14 protein-coding genes are annotated in these 18,171 nt (G+C 56.9%); 6 read left to right on the top strand and 8 right to left on the bottom strand.

What is annotated here, in order from left to right:
• Positions 1 to 25: 25 nt before the first annotated feature.
• A complete protein-coding gene (locus AAZT04_RS19015) occupies positions 26 to 1,834 on the bottom strand; it encodes a cation:proton antiporter (RefSeq protein ID WP_046372515.1) in 1,809 nt (602 codons plus the stop codon).
• Between the two features lie 273 nt (positions 1,835 to 2,107).
• Between AAZT04_RS19015 and pgi the strand changes: the two genes are divergently transcribed.
• On the top strand, positions 2,108 to 3,754 hold the full coding sequence (gene pgi / locus AAZT04_RS19010; RefSeq protein WP_046372516.1) for a glucose-6-phosphate isomerase: 1,647 nt from the start codon (positions 2,108 to 2,110) through the stop codon (positions 3,752 to 3,754).
• A 63-nt stretch (positions 3,755 to 3,817) separates the two neighbouring features.
• On the opposite strand, the gene AAZT04_RS19005 is transcribed toward pgi, so the two are convergent.
• Entirely contained in the window at positions 3,818 to 5,251 is a 1,434-nt protein-coding gene (locus tag AAZT04_RS19005; protein WP_434681339.1) for a capsule assembly Wzi family protein, read from the bottom strand.
• Between the two features lie 221 nt (positions 5,252 to 5,472).
• Between AAZT04_RS19005 and psiE the strand changes: the two genes are divergently transcribed.
• Positions 5,473 to 5,880, top strand: coding sequence for a phosphate-starvation-inducible protein PsiE (gene psiE / locus AAZT04_RS19000; protein WP_020837183.1), 408 nt, complete (start codon positions 5,473 to 5,475; stop codon positions 5,878 to 5,880).
• Between the two features lie 114 nt (positions 5,881 to 5,994).
• Here the strand turns inward: psiE and malG are convergent, their stop codons facing one another.
• From malG to malE, 3 genes are all read right to left on the bottom strand, one after another.
• Positions 5,995 to 6,885: a maltose ABC transporter permease MalG gene (gene malG / locus AAZT04_RS18995; RefSeq protein ID WP_020837182.1), complete on the bottom strand. Its 891-nt coding sequence runs from the start codon at positions 6,883 to 6,885 to the stop codon at positions 5,995 to 5,997.
• An 11-nt stretch (positions 6,886 to 6,896) separates the two neighbouring features.
• Positions 6,897 to 8,474 (bottom strand): maltose ABC transporter permease MalF, encoded by a 1,578-nt coding sequence (gene malF / locus AAZT04_RS18990; protein ID WP_115060674.1) that lies wholly within the window; start codon positions 8,472 to 8,474, stop codon positions 6,897 to 6,899.
• A gap of 63 nt (positions 8,475 to 8,537) precedes the next feature.
• A complete protein-coding gene (malE, locus tag AAZT04_RS18985; RefSeq protein ID WP_020837180.1) occupies positions 8,538 to 9,731 on the bottom strand; it encodes a maltose/maltodextrin ABC transporter substrate-binding protein MalE in 1,194 nt (397 codons plus the stop codon).
• 358 nt (positions 9,732 to 10,089) lie between these two features.
• Between malE and AAZT04_RS18980 the strand changes: the two genes are divergently transcribed.
• The 4 genes from AAZT04_RS18980 (at position 10,090) to malM (ending at position 14,486) form a co-directional block, all read left to right on the top strand.
• On the top strand, positions 10,090 to 11,061 hold the full coding sequence (locus AAZT04_RS18980) for an alpha-amylase family glycosyl hydrolase (RefSeq protein ID WP_434681335.1): 972 nt from the start codon (positions 10,090 to 10,092) through the stop codon (positions 11,059 to 11,061).
• Positions 11,054 to 12,163: a maltose/maltodextrin ABC transporter ATP-binding protein MalK gene (gene malK / locus AAZT04_RS18975; protein WP_020837178.1), complete on the top strand. Its 1,110-nt coding sequence runs from the start codon at positions 11,054 to 11,056 to the stop codon at positions 12,161 to 12,163. Before AAZT04_RS18980 ends, malK begins: the two co-directional genes overlap by 8 nt.
• Before the next feature lie 32 nt (positions 12,164 to 12,195).
• Positions 12,196 to 13,488: a maltoporin gene (locus AAZT04_RS18970; protein WP_046372520.1), complete on the top strand. Its 1,293-nt coding sequence runs from the start codon at positions 12,196 to 12,198 to the stop codon at positions 13,486 to 13,488.
• Between the two features lie 95 nt (positions 13,489 to 13,583).
• Positions 13,584 to 14,486 carry a maltose operon protein MalM gene (gene malM, locus AAZT04_RS18965; RefSeq protein ID WP_115060670.1) on the top strand — a complete coding sequence of 301 codons (903 nt, stop codon included), beginning with the start codon at positions 13,584 to 13,586 and terminating at the stop codon, positions 14,484 to 14,486.
• 55 nt (positions 14,487 to 14,541) lie between these two features.
• Here the strand turns inward: malM and AAZT04_RS18960 are convergent, their stop codons facing one another.
• The 3 genes from AAZT04_RS18960 to AAZT04_RS18950 are packed head-to-tail and all read right to left on the bottom strand — an operon-like array spanning position 14,542 to position 17,954.
• Entirely contained in the window at positions 14,542 to 15,525 is a 984-nt protein-coding gene (locus AAZT04_RS18960; protein ID WP_116691094.1) for a nucleoside hydrolase, read from the bottom strand.
• Between the two features lie 22 nt (positions 15,526 to 15,547).
• Positions 15,548 to 16,549 (bottom strand): LacI family DNA-binding transcriptional regulator, encoded by a 1,002-nt coding sequence (locus AAZT04_RS18955; RefSeq protein WP_020837174.1) that lies wholly within the window; start codon positions 16,547 to 16,549, stop codon positions 15,548 to 15,550.
• A gap of 22 nt (positions 16,550 to 16,571) precedes the next feature.
• The gene (locus AAZT04_RS18950) at positions 16,572 to 17,954 is read right to left on the bottom strand and encodes an MFS transporter (RefSeq protein ID WP_434681332.1); all 1,383 of its coding nucleotides are present in this window, start codon (positions 17,952 to 17,954) and stop codon (positions 16,572 to 16,574) included.
• Positions 17,955 to 18,171 lie beyond the last annotated feature (217 nt).

The following is an 18,171-nucleotide window of genomic DNA, read 5'->3' as shown; positions in this document are numbered from 1 at the left end:
GGAATAGCCCGATATCGTGCCGCTGTCAACGTCCGGAAGTTGAGGGATTTTCATCTTGTACCAGTGCAATCAGCGTACAGGGCATTGCCGGGACAAAACCGGCGCCGATCGGCTGCAGCGTGCCGTCTTCCCGCTGGCTGAAAAGCGGAATAACGCCGTGATTTTTCTCTATATATTCCAACCAGCCAAAGTTCTCGTTCAGCTTGGTGGCTTTGATGGTGGCGCCCTGGGCAATCAGGCTGCTTAGCCGACCGTAGGTGGCCTCTTGATTGAACAGGATCTCATGCCGGCGGAAGCGCGAACTTTCCGCACTGTTGCCGCGGCCTTTCAGCGGGGCGCCGGAGCGGATGGCGAACACCTGTCCTTCGCCAAAAATATGGCCGAAGTGATAGACCGCCAACGCATTTTGGTGGCGGTTTGGAGAGAGCGCCAGTACTTGCGCGGTGTCGCTGAGATCGAGATAGTTTTCGGCATGCTCAGAGTAAGCATGGCCATAATAGGCGGGGATGCCGTCCATACGCGCCTGGCGATAATATTCCCAACTGCTGTCGGTGACGAGCACCGGAATATTCAACTTCATCAGCGCCTGTGCCAGCATACGTGCGACGCTATTGGCGCCGACAATCAGCACCCCACGCGGTTTTTGCTGCTGTACCCGCAGCCAACGCGCCATCATGCCGCTGGTCAGGCTTTGCAGTACCACGGTGCCGATGATCACGGCGAACACCACGGTCACCAGCCGATCGGCTCCCGGATAACCGCTGCGCTGCAGCGTCAGGGCAAACAGCGAACTGACCGCCGCGGCGACGATGCCACGCGGAGCGATCCAGCATAGCAGCAGGCGATCGCGCCAGTGCAGGGAAGAGCGCCAGGTTGATACCGCAATACACAGCGGGCGGGCGACGAACTGCACCACCAGCAACAGGCCCAATAATGGCCAGCCCATGTTCCACAAGGCCTGAACGTCGAGCCGTGCCGCCAAAATGATAAACAGCGCTGAAATCAGGATCGCCGACAGCTCTTCCTTGAACGCCAGAATGTCGCTGGTATCCACATCGCGCATATTGGCCAGCCAAATGCCCATCACGGTAACGGTCAGCAGGCCGGATTCATCGGCAATGGCGTTGGACACGCCAAAGGCGGTGAGCATGATGGCCAGTACCGCCAGGTTTTGCAGGTAACGCGGTAGCCAGACGCGGCGCAGCGCCAGGCCCAGCAAATAGCCGAACAGTGCGCCAGCCACCAGGCCGACGGCGGCGGTAATGCCCAGCGTCCAGAACAGATGGGTGTAAGATTCTGAATGCTGTTTCAGTACGATAAATTCGAACACCAGCAGGGTAAAAATGGCGCCGACCGGATCGATGACGATGCCTTCCCAGCGCAGTACCTGGTTGATATTGGCATTCGGTCGCACCACCCGCATCAACGGGGCGATCACCGTAGGGCCGGTGACCACTGTGACCGCGCCGATCAGCGCCGCCAACTCCGGTGGAAAGTCCAGCAACCACCAGCAGGCCACGCCGATCACCAGGAAGGTCATCAGCATGCCGATGGTTACCAGATTGCGCACCACGCCGCCGAGGCCACGTATTTCCTCGACCCGTAGCGTTAGCGCCCCTTCAAACAGAATAATGGCGACCGACAGCGACACCAGCGGGAACAGCAAATCGCCGAACAACGCGTCCGGCTGAACCCAATGCACCACAGGCCCCAGCACGATGCCAAACACCAGCAACGGCAGAATGGCCGGCAGGCGTAACACCCAGGCTAGCCACTGCGCCAGCAATGAGCTCAAGCCAATAACCACCAACATCAATGGGGCAGATAATTCCATAGTCATGTCCTTCGTCGTTCACACCGCAGCCTGGCTGGCCGCGCATCCTTAGCCTAATTACGTCATTGACGTGGTGATAACCTGACACAGTTTAGTGACAGTTAAGCAACCCTGATAACAGGCTGTTATCCAAAAGTATAGGGGAAGTGCTGAAACGATGCGGCGGCAATTGACAGTTAGCGCCTATCGCAAGAAAAGAGATCATAATCACGGTCGAACAGGCTACAATCGGTCAACCACGTCACATTTATTCTCAAGCCTAAGAGTGTTGCTATGAAAAATATCAATCCTAGTCAAACCGCTGCTTGGCAAGCCCTGCAGCAACATTTTGAACAGATGAAAGACGTACAGATCAGCGATCTGTTTGCTCAGGACAAAGAGCGTTTCTCCAAGTTTTCCGCCACCTTCAACGATCAGATGCTGGTGGACTACTCTAAAAACCGCATCACCGCGGAAACCCTGGAGAAGCTGCAGGCACTGGCGAAAGAAACCGATCTGCAAAGCGCGATCAAATCCATGTTCGCCGGCGAGAAAATCAACCGTACTGAAGACCGTGCGGTGCTGCATATTGCCCTGCGTAACCGCAGCAACAGCCCAATCATCGTTGATGGCAAAGATGTGATGCCGGAAGTGAATGCGGTGCTGGCCAAAATGAAACAGTTCTGTGACCGCGTGATTGGCGGTGACTGGAAAGGCTACACCGGCAAAGCGATTACTGACGTGGTAAATATCGGTATTGGCGGTTCAGACCTCGGCCCTTATATGGCTACCGAGGCACTGCGCCCGTACAAAAATCACCTGAACATGCACTTCGTCTCCAACGTTGACGGCACCCATATCGCCGAAACGCTCAAACCGCTGAACCCGGAAACCACTCTGTTCCTGGTGGCGTCCAAAACCTTCACCACCCAGGAAACCATGACCAACGCCCATAGCGCGCGCGACTGGTTCCTGAGCACCGCCGGTGACCAAAAACACGTGGCGAAACACTTCGCGGCGCTGTCCACCAACGGCAAGGCCGTCGGCGAGTTCGGCATCGACACCGCTAACATGTTCGAATTTTGGGACTGGGTTGGCGGCCGTTATTCCCTGTGGTCGGCGATTGGCCTGTCTATCGCCCTGTCAGTGGGTTACGAGAATTTTGAACAGTTGCTGAGCGGCGCGCACGCGATGGACAAACACTTCGCGCAAACGCCGGCAGAGCAAAACTTGCCGGTGCTGCTGGCGTTGATCGGTATCTGGTACAACAACTTCTTCGGTGCAGAAACCGAAGCTATCCTGCCGTACGACCAGTACATGCACCGTTTTGCCGCTTACTTCCAGCAGGGCAACATGGAATCCAACGGTAAATATGTCGATCGCAACGGCAATCCGGTGGACTACCAGACCGGCCCAATCATCTGGGGCGAGCCGGGCACCAACGGGCAGCACGCGTTTTACCAACTGATCCACCAGGGGACCAAACTGGTGCCTTGTGACTTTATCGCGCCGGCCATCAGCCATAATCCGCTGAGCGACCACCATGCCAAACTGCTGTCGAACTTCTTCGCGCAGACCGAAGCCCTGGCGTTCGGTAAATCACTGGAAGTGGTAGAACAAGAATTCGCAGCCCAGGGCAAAACGCCGGACGAGGTTAAGCACGTAGCGCCGTTCAAGGTATTTGAAGGCAACCGCCCAACCAACTCCATCCTACTGCGTGAGATTACGCCGTTCAGCCTGGGTAGCCTGATTGCCCTGTATGAACACAAGATCTTCACCCAGGGCGCGATCCTCAACATCTTCACCTTCGACCAGTGGGGTGTGGAACTGGGTAAACAGCTGGCTAACCGTATCCTGCCTGAACTGGCCGGTGACGAAGCGGTCAGCAGCCACGACAGTTCAACCAATGCACTGATCAATCGCTTCAAAGAATGGCGTTAATTAGCGTCTGAATGAATGCCAATAAAAAACCCGCCTTGGCGGGTTTTTTTACGTCTGAAGGAATTACAGATTGATAGGCACTTCGAAACTGATGCCTGCGCCTACGTCATCGGCGGTGCTGGCGTTGTTATCGGTGTACCACAGGCTGGTATCAAACTTGACCTGAGAGTCGAAGTTGTAACCCCAGCCTAACTGAATGCCTTTCAGCGTATCGGATTTCGGGAAGGCCTGGTTAACATTCTGACTTTTAGGATTAACTTTTGCGTATACCAAACGGGTACTCCAGCGTTGCCCGTCATCTAGCACCATCTCTACGCGACCGGAAAGCATTTGACCATTTGCCCCCATCGGATGCCCTAGTGGGTAGCCTTGTTGGTAATAACCGCCTTTATAAACATAATGGTTATACATGATGTAATCATTTTTGCCATTTGAACGAGAATCAGCCCCTTCAATGTGCCAGTTGATAGTTGTTGGACCCCATTCAGGATGACCTTCTAGCCCAAGCAAGTACCCATTGTGTGAAGGCAGCATGCCAGCTTCATCTTCACCAATTATTTGTCCGTAAAAACTAACAGGTAGGCCGATTAACGGTTGCAGCTTCATTTTGAAGTCGAATCCGCCCAGTTGGTTACCGGGATCATTTTTTATATCACCGGTGTTGTCTTTACCAATAACCCCGTCCCAGAATGAACTCAAGGAATGCGGGCGGCCATCTCCCCCCCACATCATGATGCGCGAAGCGCCCAATTCGAGGAAGTTGGTCGGCATCATGGTAAAGCGGCCGCCAATCAGTTTGGTATCGGGTACGGAAGTATACTGCGACAGCTGACCCGCCGTCAGTTGGTACTGCCAACGGCCAATCCAGGACAGCCAAGGGGTTTCAAACGGCGATTGGTCGGCGCGCTGCAGCATAAAGCCGGCGACCGGGCGTGCGGCGTCGGAACGGATCAGGCTGCCGTCGTAACCAGGGCCCCACCACTGGGATACCTCACCGAAGGACAGCCACTGGTTCCAGATTTTCACTGCACCGTAGGAGCCGTTGAGGTTGAATTTGGAACCGTCGCTGACGCGCTGATCGCCTTCGACTGAACCCTGGAGTCGCACGTCCCAGAATTCGCCGTTGGCACCGGCACCGACGGTGAGGCTTTGGTCAGCATATTGGTTCTGCCCGAAACCCTGTGGCGTGCCGGGCTTATCGGTAGCGGCGTAGCCGCTGACGCGAATATTGGCTTTCAGTTCGTCGACGCGGCGTTGAACACGGTCGATGACGTTTTTCTCGGTATTGGTTACCGGTTTGGCCTGTGAAATGACCGAACTGATCTCTTCCTGGCTTAGTGGCCAGGTGGACAGGCTAACGTTGATTACGCCGCGATCGGACAACCAGGCGAGGTCGTTGCGCAGGTCATTATCAGGGGTTACCAATCCGCTGGCATGGCCGGTTAATGCACAGGTAAACAGGCCTGCGGCGACCAGTCCGTTAAGCTTAGCGCGCATAAATATTCCCTTGTTAATTCGAGGTGTTTGTTTTATGTAAAGATCTATGACCCATCATAGTTGACATTTCAATTTGCTACAAATATATCCACATGAAACATTTAAATTTAACCGTTTGAATGGTAATCGTTTTTTTCAATCGGCATACAGATGTTAATTTTTAAGATAATGCCTATGTTAGGATGCGTAGATAATTACAGTGGTATTTATGGGGAATAATTATGGCAAAAACCTCCCGCTCAGTGATGGTGGCCAAAGGGCTACAACGGGTGCTGAACGTTGGGCTGTTGTTGTTGGCAGCAATCCTGATCGTTTTTTTGGTGAAAGAAACCATTCATTTGGCGAAAGTTTTGTTTGTAAATAACGAGGAGTCTACGTCTTATCTCTTGATTGAAGGGATTGTGATTTACTTTCTCTACTTTGAGTTTATCGCGTTGATTGTTAAATATTTTGAGTCTGGCTATCACTTTCCGCTGCGCTACTTTATTTATATCGGCATCACCGCAATTATCCGATTGATCATTGTGGATCATGAAAACCCAATCGATACGCTAATTTATTCCGCCGCGATATTGTTACTGGTAGTGACGCTCTACCTGGCCAATACCGACCGCTTAAAACGGGAATAGCAGAAATAAAAATGGCGGCCCGATAGGGCCGCCGAAGACACAGGTATTGATCGGAAATAACTGAAGTACATCAAGCGCAGTAGGGCCTCACCCTTGAGTGAAGCCCGAGAAAACCTAACCTTTCACCCCACCAGCCGTCAGGCCTCCTACCAGCCAGCGCTGCGCCAGCAAGAATACGGCGGTAATCGGGATTGCCGACAGCACCGCCGCAGCGGCAAAGTCGCCCCACAGATAGTTTTGTGGATTCAGGTATTGCTGCATGCCCACTGCCAACGTGTAGCTGTTAACGTCACGCAGCAACAGCGAGGCGACCGGCACTTCGGTGATGGCCGCGATAAACGACAGAATAAACACTACCGCCAGGATCGGTACCGACAGCGGCAACAGCACCAGGCGGAACGCCTGCCAAGGGCTGGCACCGTCCAATGCCGCCGCCTCCTCCAGCGAGTTATCGATGGTTTCGAAATAGCCTTTGATCGTCCAGACGTGCAGTGCGATCCCGCCCATGTAAGCGAAGATCACGCCGCCGTGGGTGTTCAGGCCGATAAACGGAATGTATTGGCCCAGACGATCGAACAAGGCGTACAACGCCACCAGCGACAGCACCGCCGGGAACATCTGGAAAATCAGCATGCTTTTCAGCAGCGTGCTCTTGCCGCGAAAACGCATGCGGGCAAAGGCGTAGGCGCAGGTGGTGGACAGCGTGACGATGCCGATCGCAGTGATCACCGCGATCTTGATTGAGTTCCACAGCCACAGCAGCACCGGGAACGGCGGCGGGGTAACGCTGCCGTCGGCGTGGGTCACGCTCATGCCGAGCGCCAGCCGCCAGTGATCCCAGGAAATCTGTTCCGGTATCAGGCTGCCGGTGGCGAAGTTGCCGGAACGCAGCGAGATGGTCACCACCATCAGCAGCGGGAACATGATCAGGGCGATAAAGCACAGCATCAGAATATGGGTCATCCACAGGCGCAGGCGCTGGGATTTGGGTTGGACCATGGCCATTATTTTTCTCCCTAGTCGAAGTTCATCTTGCTGGCTTTCAGATTCAGGATCGCCAGGGCGCCTACCAGCAGGAAGATCAGCGTGGCAATGGCGGCTGCCAGTCCGAAGTCCTGCCCGCCGCCGCCCTCGAAGGCAATGCGGTAGGTATAGCTGACCAGCAGGTCGGTATAACCGGCCGGCGTGGTGGTGCCAATCATGTCAGGCCCGCCGTTGGTCAGCAGCTGAATCAAGACAAAGTTATTAAAGTTGAAGGCGAAGCTGGCGATCATCAGCGGCGTCAGCGGTTTGATCAGCAGCGGCAGCGTGATGCGGAAGAAGTTCTGCATCGGGGTGGCGCCGTCCATTGCCGAGGCCTCGTACAAATCGTCGGGTATTGCCTTCAGCAGCCCCATGCACAGGATCATCATGTAGGGATAACCCAACCAGGTGTTGACGATCAAAATCATGCTTTTGGCGGTGATAGGGTCGCTGAACCAGGCCGGTTTGATGCCAAACAGATGGCTAAGCATCATGTTGATTTCACCGAAGCTTTGGTTGAACAACCCTTTGAAAATCAGTATCGAAATAAACGACGGTACCGCGTAGGGCAGTATCAGCATCACGCGATAAACCGCTTTGCCTTTCAGCGCTTCCCACTGCACTACGCAGGCCAGCACCATACCCACCGCCACGGTGAGGATCACGGTCATGACCGAGAACACGATGGTCCAGATAAAAATCGACACGAACGGCTTCTTGATGCCTTCGTCCTGCAGTACGCGCAGGAAGTTTTTCCATCCGATGGTGACGGTATAGCCTGGGCTCAGGGTCTCTTTGGCCCAGTTGCCCTCGGCATTCACCGCCTGATAGAAGCCTATGTCCGGGTTCGGCCGGTATTGAGTATGGGTCTGTTGGTCGGTCAGCGTATTGCTTTCCTTGTCCAGCGCGTAGAGCGGGGTGGTGCCGGAGAATTGGCGCAGGGAACTCATGCGCAGCTCGCCGCCGTCCGGAAGTAATGCCACCAGTTGGCTCAGCGCCTGACGATTTTGCGTGATCACTCGCAGCGTGGCGCGTTCGCCGGCCGGTTCTGCGCTTTCCTCCGTCAGTTTCAGCGTTTGCGGTGCACTGGCGTCAAAGCTGAACGGTTCGGAAATCAGTTTTTGGTCACTGTCAGGGTGGGTTAACTGCAGGCGCCAACGTTGATTTTCTGCCGGATACAGCCCGAAGGTGAAGGTTTTGCCGGTTTGGAACTGGCGCTGCATCAGCACCGACTGAGCGCGTTCAAAGGTGAGCTGGTTGGTGCTGCTGTAGTTGGTAAAGGCGATGGCAATGGTGCAAATCAGCGGAAACAGGACAAACAGCCCCATGCCGGCGATGCCCGGATAAACGTAGCGCCAGGCGTAAGCCCGGCGATTGGCGAAGACGTAAAGCCCGGCGCTGACCAGTATCAGCGTCAGAATGGCAAACAGGTATTCACCCTGTGCATACATCAACACAATCAGATAGCAGGTAACCAGGCTGAACAGGCCGATGACCAGCCATTTCAGTACGTCACTCTGCCACCACTTCGACTTTTTGCGCGCAGGCGACCCGGCGTGAGCTAATTGCATAGGGCGTTCCTTTCTGTGAAGCCACAGCGGGGCGCTGATCCGCACCCCGCACAACGTTGTGTGTTACTTGGTGATACGGGTCTGCACATCATCCAACGCGGCTTTCACCGTCTGGCGGCCGCTGACGGCGTTGATTACCGCGCTGCGTTCGGCGTACCAGAAGGCGCTCATCTGCGGGATATTAGGCATGATTTCGCCGTTTTGTGAGTTTTCCATGGTGGCGGCGATTTTCGGATCCTTCGCCAGTTGCTCCTGGTAGGACTTCAGGGCCACCGCACCGAGCGGTTTGTCCTTGTTGACGTCGGCCAGGCCTTCGTTGGTCAACAGATAGTTTTCCAGGAATTCGGTAGCCAGCTCTTTGTTCGGGCTGGCGGCGTTGATCCCGGCGGTCAGCACGCCAACGAAAGGTTTGGACGGCTTGCCTTTAAAGGTCGGCAGCAGGGTTACGCCGTAGTTGATTTTGCTTTGCTCGATGTTTGACCAGGCCCACGGACCGTTGATGGTCATGGCGGTTTGGCCCTTATTGAAGGCGGCTTCGGCAATGGAGTAATCGGTATCGGCGTTGATCTGCTTGTTTTTCACCAGATCGACGATGAACTGCAGACCGGCCTGCGAACCGGCGTTGGCGACGCCAACGTCCTTGATGTTGTATTTGCCATTTTCATACTTGAAGGCATAACCGCCATCGGCGGCGATAATCGGCCAGGTGAAGTAGGGTTCTTGCAGGTTCCACATGATGGCGCTTTTGCCTTTGGCGCGCAGTTCTTTGTCCAGCGCCGGGATCTCTTCCCAGGTTTTTGGCGCCTGTTTGATCAGGTCTTTATTGTAAATCAGCGACAGCGCTTCCACGGCGATCGGGTAGCCGATCAGCTTGCCGTCGTAGCGCACTGCGTCCCAGGTGAACGGGAACAGCTTGTCCTGGAAGGCTTTGGAAGGATGGATTTCCGCCAGCAGGCCGGACTGCGCGTAGCCGCCAAAGCGGTCATGGGCCCAGAAGATGATGTCCGGGCCGTCGCCGGTGGCGGCAACCTGCGGGTACTTCTCTTCCAGCTTGTCCGGGTGTTCGATGGTCACTTTGATGCCGGTGTCTTTCTCAAACTTTTTGCCGACCTCGGCCAGGCCGTTATAGCCTTTATCGCCGTTAATCCAGATAACCAGTTTCCCTTCCTCGATCTTGGCGAAGGCGGAAGAGGAAAGCACCAGGGTGGTCAGAGCCGAAAGCACCAGTGTGCGGGCGGTGGTAAAGCTGCGAGTCATAATCCAATCCTTCTTTTTTGTGGGCACGTAAGTCAAGGAGAGAGGTTTCGCGGTAATAGTGGGTCACAAAGCGACACATTCTCATCCTCCCCCCCTCTACGCCCCACGCCTGCGTAGTGTGATCCAGTTAACATTGCTCCCTATTCTGTGGTGTCAGACACAAAATAGGGGGACGATTTTTGCCAGGCAGATCACAGATTTGTCTTAAGCGTGGAACTTCTCGTCCCCGCGGTCGTTCTCTCATCCTCCCATCTCCTCCCCCATGAAAAATCCTGTTACGGATGATTACCCTTTGTGGGGTTTACCGCACTATCGGCCACATTGATTTTATCGCCACGTGCAGCAGGGAACCGGATTTATGTCGCCAATGCCTACCGTCACTCAGCCAACCCTGTACCGGATCCACCCGGTCAGTTTCCGTGATGGAAACGGGGATGGCGTGGGTGATGCTCACGGCATGATTGCGGCGCTGCCCTACCTGAACCAGCTGTCGATAGACGGCCTGGTCCTGCCGCAGCCATTGGCGGAGCAAGAGGGGGCGGCGGTCGCCGCGCAGGGTCTGGCGCTGTGGTATTGCGACGGGCCGCATCACATTCGTCGCGCCGCCGTGTCGCAGCAGTACCTTCGTAGCCCATTGGCGCTGGAGGTCGTGCCCTTCAGCGTAGAGAAACTGATTGAGGTGTTGAATGCTCGCCGCGCCACTCTGGCAGACAGCCTGTGGAGCACCGGTGATGCGGATCAGCCGCGAGTCGTTAGCCATTGGGGCCAGGGTAATCTGCGTTCGGCTGATGCCTTTTTGACGCTGCTGGCGATGTTGCCTGCGCCCATCTGCCTGTATCAGGGCGAAGAATTGGGTCTGCCACACGCCGCCGGCCTGCAGGATCCGCTGGGTGCGCAAACGCCGATGCCCTGGCATGAAGCGCCGGAACAGGTGACCAACGGTGAGATCCACTGGTACCAACAGGTGGCCATCGAACATCGCGCGCTGGCCATCAGCCGCCAGCAGCAGGACAACCAATCCACCTTGCGTTACTGCCAATCTCTGTTGGCGCTGCGCCGCTTGCCGGTGATCCAGCAGGGCGAACTGAGCGTGGTCAGCCAGCATAACGGCGTGGTTCGTTTACTTATTACCCATCAGGATCAATGCCTTGAAGCGCTGATTAACCTGCAGCCTTATACTCAGGCGGCCGCGCCGTCTGAGGCGACCTTGCCACTGGCATGGCAGCACGGTGCGCAGCAAGAGGGTCATCAATGGGTTTTGGCGGGTTTTGCGTCCGCCATTTTTACACGAAATGTTAACTGCGAAAGCAGGGGAGTAACGCATGGCTAGCGTCACATTGCGCAGCGTTTATAAGGCCTTCGGCGAAGCTGTGATTTCCAAAGACGTCAATCTGACGATAGATGACGGTGAGTTTGTGGTGTTTGTCGGGCCGTCGGGCTGCGGCAAATCGACACTGCTGCGCATGATTGCCGGGCTGGAGGACATCACCTCTGGCGACCTGATGATCGGCGATAAACGCATGAATGAGGTGCCGCCTTCCGAGCGCGGCATTGGCATGGTGTTTCAGTCCTATGCGCTGTATCCGCACCTGTCGGTGGCCGACAACATGTCGTTCGGCCTGAAGCTGGCCGGTGCCAAGAAAGCGGAAATCAGCCAGCGGGTCAATCAGGTGTCGGAAGTGCTGCAACTGGCTCACCTGCTCGACAGGCGGCCAAAAGCGCTGTCCGGCGGGCAGCGTCAGCGGGTGGCGATCGGCCGTACGCTGGTGGCGGAACCGGACGTGTTCTTGCTCGATGAACCGTTGTCGAACCTCGACGCCGCGCTGCGGGTGCAGATGCGCATTGAGATTTCGCGTCTGCACAAGCGCCTGCAGCGCACCATGATTTACGTGACGCACGATCAGGTGGAAGCGATGACGCTGGCCGACAAGATCGTGGTGTTGGACGCCGGGCGTGTCGCCCAGGTCGGCAAGCCGCTGGAGCTGTATCACTATCCGGCCAACCGCTTTGTCGCCGGCTTTATCGGCTCGCCGAAAATGAACTTCCTGCCGGTCAAAGTGACCGCCGCAGAACCGCAACAGGTCCAGGTCGAGCTGCCTAACCGCCAGTTGGTGTGGTTGCCGGTGGAAGGCACCGACGTTCAGCCCGGTACCAACATGTCTCTGGGCATTCGCCCGGAGCATCTGCTGCCCAGTGATGCCTCTGAAGTACTGCTTACGGGTGACGTACAGGTGGTGGAGCAACTCGGTAACGAGACGCAAATCCACATCCAAATCCCGGCAATTCGTCAAAACCTGGTTTACCGCCAGAACGACGTGGTGCTGGTAGAAGAAGGTGCAACATTCGCCATAGGCTTGCCGCCTCACCGTTGCCATCTGTTCCGTGAGGACGGTACGGCATGTAAACGGCTGCACCAGGAGCCGGGCGTTTAAAGCATCACAGTCTGTATAACAGGAGAATAATGATGACTACTCTGCGCAAACTTCCTCTGGCACTGGCAATCGCCGCTGGTGTGCTTACCACTCAGGCGATGGCCGTTGATTTTAAAGGCTACGCCCGTTCCGGCATCGGCTGGACCGGCAGTGGTGGCGAGCAACAGTGCTTCCAGGCTACCGGTGCCGGCAGCAAGTACCGTCTCGGCAACGAATGCGAGACCTACGCCGAGCTGAAACTGGGACAGGAAGTGTGGAAAGAAGGCGATAAAAGCTTCTACTTCGATACCAACCTGGCTTACTCCGTTTCACAACGTTCCGACTGGGAAGACGTGACGCCAGGCTTCCGTGAAGTGAATGTGCAGGGTAAAAACCTGATTGAATGGTTGCCGGGTGCCAACATGTGGGCCGGTAAGCGTTTCTATCAGCGTCATGATGTTCACATGATTGACTTCTACTACTGGGATATCTCTGGCCCAGGTGCCGGTCTGGAAAATATCGATCTGGGCTTCGGCAAGCTGTCTGCCGCCGTGACCCGCAACTCAGAATCCGGCGGCTCTTACGGTTACCTGGATAACGAGTGGGATCAACGTCCTACCGTCAACGACACCTTCGACGTGCGTTTGGCCGGCCTGGAGTTGAACCCGGGCGGTACCCTGGAGTTGGGCGTGGACTACGGTCGCGCCAATACTCAGGACGGATACCATTTGGCTGACGGCGCCAGCAAAGACGGCTGGATGTTCACCGCGGAACATACCCAGAGCATCCTGACCGGCTACAACAAGTTTGTGGTGCAGTACGCCACCGACTCCATGACTTCGCAGAACAACGGCCGCAACCAGGGCTCAACCATCGACAACAACGGCAAGATGATCCGCGTGCTGGACCACGGTGCCATCGACTTCAACGATCAATGGGCGCTGATGTACGTCGGTATGTTCCAGGATGTCGATCGTGACAACAATAACGGCACCACCTGGTACACCGTGGGCGTGCGTCCAATGTACAAATGGACGCCAATCATGAGCACCCTGCTGGAAGCCGGTTACGACAACGTGAAATCCCAGCGCACCGGCGATCGCAACGGTCAGTACAAAGTGACCCTGGCGCAACAGTGGCAGGCGGGCAACAGCATCTGGTCACGTCCGGCTATCCGCGTATTCGCGACCTACGCCAAGTGGGATGAGAAGTGGGGCTACGCCAATAACGACTCCGGCGCCGGTTACACCTCGGGCACCGCGTACAACGACACCAGCTTACATACCTTCAGCCGCGGCAATGACGACGAAGTCACCTTCGGCGCCCAGATGGAAATCTGGTGGTAATGAGATAACGGGGAGGGCCAGGTGCTCTCCCCAGCCTGTATTCGCCGGCGTCGTCTCTCTTGCCTGAGCCGCGCCGGATATCATGGGGTATAACAATGAAAAAGAATCTGCTGTCACTTTGCCTGTCACTGGCTCTGACCCTTGGCGCACCGCTGGTGGTCAATGCCGATACGCCGGCCAATGTTTCCATCGCGCCGGCCATTAGCGCCAGCACGCTGCAAAGCCTACCGTGGCAACCGCTGATGCCGCCGGTCAGCCAGGACATCAAACTGGATAATGTCAGCCCACAAATCAATCAGGGTGACATTCAGGGCGCTATCGCCGCTTATACGCTGCCAGCCGATCGCGGTTCGCTGGAAGTCACGCTGAGCAGCATCAGCAAGAACAACTCACTTTACGCGCCGAGCGTGTTGGTGCTGGATGAGCACCTGCGCCCTGCGGCCTATTACCCGAGCAGCTACTTCCCGTATCAACCACCGGGTGCGATGTCATCCGATCGGCTGGAGGGCACGCTGAAACTGACCCCGGCGCTGGGTCAGAAACAAATTTATCTGCTGGTGTACACCACCCGTCAGGATCTGGCGAAAACCACGCAACTGACCAACCCGGCCAAGGCTTATGCGCAGGGCGTGGGCAACGCGGTGCCGGATATTCCGGATCCGATCGCCCGGCATAGCACCAGCGGCACTATCAAACTGAAGGTCACGGCAGAGCAGGGCAGCGGCAACATCATGATCGGCATGCTGCAGCCGGCACCGGCGGCGACGCCAGTGGTGGTGGGATCAACGGCCGCCGTCGCAGCAGCACCGGCTCCGGCGCCGACTCAACCGGCGGAACCCATGTTGAATGACACCGAAGCTTACTTTAACAACGGCATCAAACAGGCGGTGAAGGCGGGCGATATCGATAAAGCGCTGAAACTGATGAATGAGGCTGAAAAACTGGGTTCCACCACAGCACGTGAAACCTTTATTGGTAGCGTGAAAGGCAAGGGGTAGTACCCGACGCTGTCGATGCTGGCTCGATGATTGGTGCGCCCCGGCGCACCTTTTTTCATCCGCGGGCCAGGGTGGTGCCGATCAACGCCAGCAGGCGGGCATTATCCACCTGCTGCATCACCCGCAACGGCTTGCCTTCGGGCTCCGGCATGCCGACCGTCAGACGCAGGCCTCCGGGACGCCAGCGGCGAGAACTGCCGCGCGTCATAGCGCCTTCCAGTGCGACATCCACATAATATTCCTCCGTGGTCACCAACTGTGGCTCAAGCAACCAGGCAATCACCAGCGCATCGTGGATCCAGCAACCCGGCAGATGGCGGGTATGGCGGGAATAGTCGATCCAGGGTTGAGTGGTGGTTCGCAGATAGCGACACAGCGGCGTGTCCGGTTGGGTCATCTGCGCCAGGCTTTCCTGAGTCAACATGGTTTGAGTAGTAACGTCCAGTGGGGCGAGCGTAATATTGGCACCGCTGGTCAGCACCTGCCGTGCGGCTTCCGGATCCAGACCAAAATTGGTGTCCTTGATGTAGCCTTCCAGGTTGAAGACTCCGCCCATGATCACAATTTCCTTCACCGCCTGTGCCATCTGCGGGTACAGCTGCAGAGCATGGGCGACGTTGGTCAGGGGGCCGATTGCCGCCAGGGTGATCTCGCCGGGGTTATTGCAAATCAGCTCGCCGATCGCCACGGCGGCGTTCGGCGTTGGCGTGGTTGCGGCCTGTGGGTAAGGCGTATTGCGCCACAGTGCCGCCAGATCCGGATCGGCAATCGCTCGGTCGAGGTGGGCGCGCCAGGGTTCTGGCGGTTCGCTCAGCGCGCGCGCCGCGCCGACGGCAATCGGCACCTGATAGCCGGTTTGTTGCAGCAAATGTTGTGCCACGGCAAAGCCAACGTCACGTGGCGTATTGCCCGCAACAATGCTGATCAACTCCAGTGAGAGTCGCGGGCGGGCCGCCAGTGCCAATGCCAGCGCCAGCCCGTCATCGACGTTGGCGCCGGGAATGCCGTTGCCGGGATCGCAATCAATAATCAAACGCATAGCGGTTACCTGAATCAATAAACTAACAGCCGCACGATCGGCGGATATGCAGTTGGAAAGCGAATTCGTGCAGCTCTGGCTGTGCAGCACCGGCAGCCAGCATGGCGATGGCTCGCTTGGCCATGGCGTCAATCGGTTGTTCGACCGCACTGAGCGGTGGCACGCTGAACTCGGACTGCTGGGTGCCGTTAAAACAAATGATCGCCAGATCGTCCGGCACGCGAAGCCGGTGTTCTGCCAGTGCCGACAGGCAACCGAGCGCCTGTTGTTCGTTAGAGGTGAATATGGCCCGCGGCCGCGGGGCTTGCAGCATTTTCTGGCTGGCCTGATAGCCCCCCTGACGGGTATAGGGCGCTTCGAATATCCACTCTTCGCGTGGCGCAATGCCCGCTTCCTTCAGTGCATCACGCCAGCCGTTAAGGCGGTCCTGCGCGTTGAGCATGGTCAAGGGGCCCACAAAAATGCCGATGTCCTGATAGCCGTGCTGCAACAGATGGCGAGTTGCCTGACAGGCCGCATCACGCTCGTCGACGCGAATAGCGCAGACGCCGGCATGGCTGTCTATGGTGTCAATCATTACGCATGGCGTGCCGGATGCGCGGATCAGATCGAACCAGGGATGGCGATCGACGCTGGTGTACAGCAGACCGTCAACCTGACGGCGCAGCAGATGATTAATCAGGTCGTGCTCGCGCTGGCGGTCGTCACCGGCGTCACCCAACAGCAGTACCCGACCGTGGCTGAAAGCCTCTCGCTGCAACGCCTGGGCCAGGGTGGCAAAAAACGGGTTGGAGATATCGGGTACCACCAACCCGTAGGTCAGGGTGTTGCCTGAAGCCAGTGCCCGGGCGATATCGTTTGGTCGGTAACCGGTTTTTTCAATAGCCTCCAGCACCCGCAGACGGGTGGTTTCCGCCACCGGGCGCGGTCCGTTGTTGATCACGTAGCTGACGACCGCAACCGAGGTGCCCGCTACGCGGGCGACGTCGGCACGGGTGATGCGTCGCGCGGATTGATTATCCAAGTTGGGTTCCTGTGCGCCCTGATTACGCCGCGTCCTGCGGCAGGTTTAGATCGCGGCCGCGTGTTTCCGGTGCAAAGAAGGTGGTGATTAAGCCAATGGCCGCCATTACAACAAAATAGCAGGCGACAGGCCACCAGTGACCGAAGCCGGACAGCAACGCGGTGGCGATCAGCGGAGCGGTACCGCCGGAAAGGATCGACCCCAGCTCCTTGGCGAACGCCATTTTTGAATAGCGATTTTTGACGCCGAACAGTTCCACGCCATAGGCCGCCTGCACGCCGAAAATGCCGAGTGACGCAATGCACATGCCGACCACAATCACTGAAATGACGGTTGCCGGTTCGCGGCTGTCGAGCAGCCAGAACGCCGGGAAGGCATACAACACCAGCAACAGACAGAACCAGCGGTAAGTGATACGACGGCCGAAGCGATCGGAAAGCCAACCGGCCAGGGGGATCACCAGGAAACCGCACAGTGAGGCGATCATCACCGCCAGCGCGGGCACCGATTTGTCCACCATCAGCACCTTGGCGACGTAACCGACGATAAAGCCCTGACACAGATAGGAGGGGCCATTCTCGCCAATGCGCAGGCCAAGCATGATCCAAAAAGCTTTGGTGCGCTGCAAATAACTGCGGTTATCCGGCTCGGTGGGGGTATTTTCCAGCATCCGCTGGCGGTTTTGCTGTAGCTCGCGTTCAAACACCGGCGTTTCGCGTACGTGGCGGCGCAGGTACAGTGCTCCTGAGGCGATCAGGATGCTGGCAAGGAACGGAATACGCCAGCCCCAGGCGATAAGATCCGCTTTGTCCAACTGCAACACTAACAACCACACCAGCGACGCCAGCAGGGTGCCGCTGTTGGAACCGATGGCGATGATCGAAGCGACCAGACCGCGTCGTTTCGCCGGTGCGTATTCTGCCAGCATCACCGCGCCGCCGGAGAGCTCCGCTCCGGCACCGAAACCTTGCGCAAAACGCAGGATCACCAGGCAGACAGGCGCCCAAACGCCAATTTGTGCGTAGGAGGGGATCAGCCCGATCAGCGTGGTAGAAACGCCCATCAACGCGACCGTGGTGAGCAGTACCACGCGGCGGCCTTTGCGATCGCCAATCCAGCCAAAGACCAACGCACCGATTGGACGGGCGACAAAGCCGACGGAGTAAGTGGCAAAGCTGGCCAACAGCGCCACTATCGGTGTGGCTTCGGGAAAGAACACGTCACCGAACACCATACCGGCCGCCAGGCCATACAGTGCGAAATCGACATATTCCATCGCGGTGCCGAGCCAGCAGGAAAAAGTGGCACGCCAGAATTGGCCGCGTCCTTCTTTGGTGACCAGGCGTTCGTCGGCCGCCAGCGTATCGCCGGCGGCCTGTTGGTGTGCAAGCGTTGTTTCGCTCATGGCATTGATATCCTCTTTTCGTCATGCGCCATAAATGGCGCCGTTAAAGATGGTTTCCCTGGTGTCGGCAAGAAGGTTTGCTGACAAAGTGTTGGACTGATGGCGATTCAACGCTGCGGCACAAGAGTATCTACGCGCGTAGATAAAACAATGTGGCAGAGGCGAAAGTTTGCAGGCGATCACAGAATCCCCATCGCTCCGGTGGACGAAGGTAAAG

The organism is Serratia sp. Je.1.23.a, assembly GCF_051129805.1.
Taxonomy (GTDB): domain Bacteria; phylum Pseudomonadota; class Gammaproteobacteria; order Enterobacterales; family Enterobacteriaceae; genus Serratia; species Serratia liquefaciens.
This window is presented reverse-complemented; position numbering and strand designations above follow the sequence as displayed.

What these genes read in the sequence shown, in the direction of transcription:
- malF (WP_115060674.1), bottom strand. Translation starts at nt 8,474, where the DNA reads ATGCAATTAGCTCACGCCGGGTCGCCTGCGCGCAAAAAGTCGAAGTGG.
- AAZT04_RS18970 (WP_046372520.1), top strand. Translation starts at nt 12,196, where the DNA reads ATGACTACTCTGCGCAAACTTCCTCTGGCACTGGCAATCGCCGCTGGT.
- pgi (WP_046372516.1), top strand. Translation starts at nt 2,108, where the DNA reads ATGAAAAATATCAATCCTAGTCAAACCGCTGCTTGGCAAGCCCTGCAG.
- malG (WP_020837182.1), bottom strand. Translation starts at nt 6,885, where the DNA reads ATGGCCATGGTCCAACCCAAATCCCAGCGCCTGCGCCTGTGGATGACC.
- malM (WP_115060670.1), top strand. Translation starts at nt 13,584, where the DNA reads ATGAAAAAGAATCTGCTGTCACTTTGCCTGTCACTGGCTCTGACCCTT.
- AAZT04_RS18950 (WP_434681332.1), bottom strand. Translation starts at nt 17,954, where the DNA reads ATGAGCGAAACAACGCTTGCACACCAACAGGCCGCCGGCGATACGCTG.
- AAZT04_RS18980 (WP_434681335.1), top strand. Translation starts at nt 10,090, where the DNA reads ATGTCGCCAATGCCTACCGTCACTCAGCCAACCCTGTACCGGATCCAC.
- psiE (WP_020837183.1), top strand. Translation starts at nt 5,473, where the DNA reads ATGGCAAAAACCTCCCGCTCAGTGATGGTGGCCAAAGGGCTACAACGG.
- AAZT04_RS18960 (WP_116691094.1), bottom strand. Translation starts at nt 15,525, where the DNA reads ATGCGTTTGATTATTGATTGCGATCCCGGCAACGGCATTCCCGGCGCC.
- AAZT04_RS19015 (WP_046372515.1), bottom strand. Translation starts at nt 1,834, where the DNA reads ATGGAATTATCTGCCCCATTGATGTTGGTGGTTATTGGCTTGAGCTCA.
- malK (WP_020837178.1), top strand. Translation starts at nt 11,054, where the DNA reads ATGGCTAGCGTCACATTGCGCAGCGTTTATAAGGCCTTCGGCGAAGCT.
- AAZT04_RS19005 (WP_434681339.1), bottom strand. Translation starts at nt 5,251, where the DNA reads ATGCGCGCTAAGCTTAACGGACTGGTCGCCGCAGGCCTGTTTACCTGT.
- malE (WP_020837180.1), bottom strand. Translation starts at nt 9,731, where the DNA reads ATGACTCGCAGCTTTACCACCGCCCGCACACTGGTGCTTTCGGCTCTG.